The organism is Actinoplanes sp. NPDC051633, assembly GCF_040681735.1.
Taxonomy (GTDB): domain Bacteria; phylum Actinomycetota; class Actinomycetes; order Mycobacteriales; family Micromonosporaceae; genus Actinoplanes.
In genome coordinates, this window is record NZ_JBFAZH010001404.1 from 1 (window position 1) to 1,798 (window position 1,798).

The following is a 1,798-nucleotide window of genomic DNA, read 5'->3' on the forward strand; positions in this document are numbered from 1 at the left end:
GTCCCGGCGCTCAAGCTCGAACAGGTGACGGCGCGGGCGGCAAGCTCGGTCATGCATGTGACCTACCGCGTGCTGTCCTGAGCGGCAGGCGGCTTCCGTCGCCCGGAAACTGCCTGCCGCAAAGGGTGCCGACGCTACGTCCGGGTGCAGGTGACCGCGGACGGGGTGGCCGCCGCGCCGCTACCGACGAAACCGAAAACGACCGATCCGCCGGGTGCGATGGCGCCGTTGTGGTCGACGTTGCGTACGCCGACGTTCGGGCCCGGCGAGCTGAGCACGCCGTTCCACAGCGACGCGACGGTCGTTCCGCTCGGGTATGTCCATGTCACGGTCCACCCTCGGCCGGCGGTCGAGCCGGTGTTGCGGACGGTCACCTCGGCCTGGAAGCCGCCCGCCCACGAGCCGAGGGTGCGCAGGGTGGCCGAGCATTCGCCGGCCGGTGGCTCGGAGGGTGTGCCCGGTGGCGTGGACGGCGGTTCGGAGGACGGGGGTTCGGTGCCGTAGCGCTCGCCGAGGCTGATGCCGGTGGTGCTGCCGGCGCCGCCGAGCCGTACCTGGTGGTCGAGGCTGACGAACTTGTTCTGGTGCTGCCACAGCGCCGGCTTGAGCAGTGCGTACTTCTGCTCGTCCCAGGTCTTCCAGTCGTCCAGCAGCAGGCCGCCGGTGTCGCCGGAGTTCGGGTTGAGCACCCAGAACGTCTGATGCAGTCGTTTCTCGACGATCAGGTCGCGCAGGGCGGTCATCCACTTGTCCTGCCGGGGATCCTGGCCGAGCCGGCCGCCCCATTCCCCGATCAGCAGGGGAGCGGTGTTGCCGTCGTGCAGGTAGAGCCAGTTCGGCGTCCACACCTCGGCGGTCAGCGACGCCTTGTCGAAGGGCTTGTCGAACCAGGGCTGGTTGAACACCAGCGGCCCGTAGTCGTGCGGCGAGTACACCAGCTGGTCGGCGTTGGCGCCGAGGTTGACCGGGTGCGCCGCCGCGCCGCGCAGGTTCCCGCCCCACCAGGTGGAGTAGTAGTCCGTTCCGGTGGCGGACGACCAGTTCGTACCGTTCTTCGGGTAGATCTCGATGCCCTCGCAGAGGATGAGCACGTTCGGGTTGATGGCCAGGATCCGCCGCCCGGCCGTCTCGCAGGCAGCCTTGAAGTTGTCCTGGTCGGTCGAGGAGTCCCACTTGGCCCGCGGGGTCTCGCCCGCCTTGCCGTGCGGTTCGTTCTTGACGTCCATCGCGATGAGCGTGTCGTTGCTGCGGTAGCGCGTGGCCACCCACTCCCAGGCCTGGTAGAACTGCTCGCTGGTGATCGAGCCCTTCCACCAGACGGGATAGATGTGGCCGGAGTTGTCGGCCTCGGCGCTGTGCACGTCGAGCATCACCTTGATGCCGAAGCGCTCGCAGAGGGCGAGGAAGGCGTCGAACACCTGCAGGGTGGTCTTGCCGGCCAGCTCCGGGTTGGCGTACGTGTTCACTCCGGACGAGACGCCTGCCTGGCCGGCTTTCCATTCCAGCAGCAGCTGAGTGGAGATCGGGACCCGGACGATGTTGATGCCGCGGTCGGCCATCGACTTCGTCACCTCGGTCATGTTCGCCGACCACAGCCCGTGGAAGACGCGTTCGGTGGCGTTGAAACCGAACCAGTTGGTGCCGGTGAGCCAGACCGGATTGCCGGCCTCGTCGACGATCTGATTGCCGCGGGTGTGCAGCCAGTCGGCGGTGGGCGCCGCGGCCTGCGCGGTGCTCGCGGTCATGCCGGCCGCCCACAGCAGGGGCGCGGTCAGTGCGGCGGCCGCGACCGCGGCCA

The 1,798-nt window shown here is 68.7% G+C and carries 1 protein-coding gene; it reads right to left on the minus strand.

All coding sequences use genetic code 11. From position 1 onward, the window contains the following. Positions 1-134: 134 nt before the first annotated feature. The gene (locus AB0M20_RS41465; RefSeq protein WP_364306809.1) at positions 135-1,745 is read right to left on the minus strand and encodes a cellulase family glycosylhydrolase; all 1,611 of its coding nucleotides are present in this window, start codon (positions 1,743-1,745) and stop codon (positions 135-137) included. Positions 1,746-1,798: the final 53 nt, after the last annotated feature.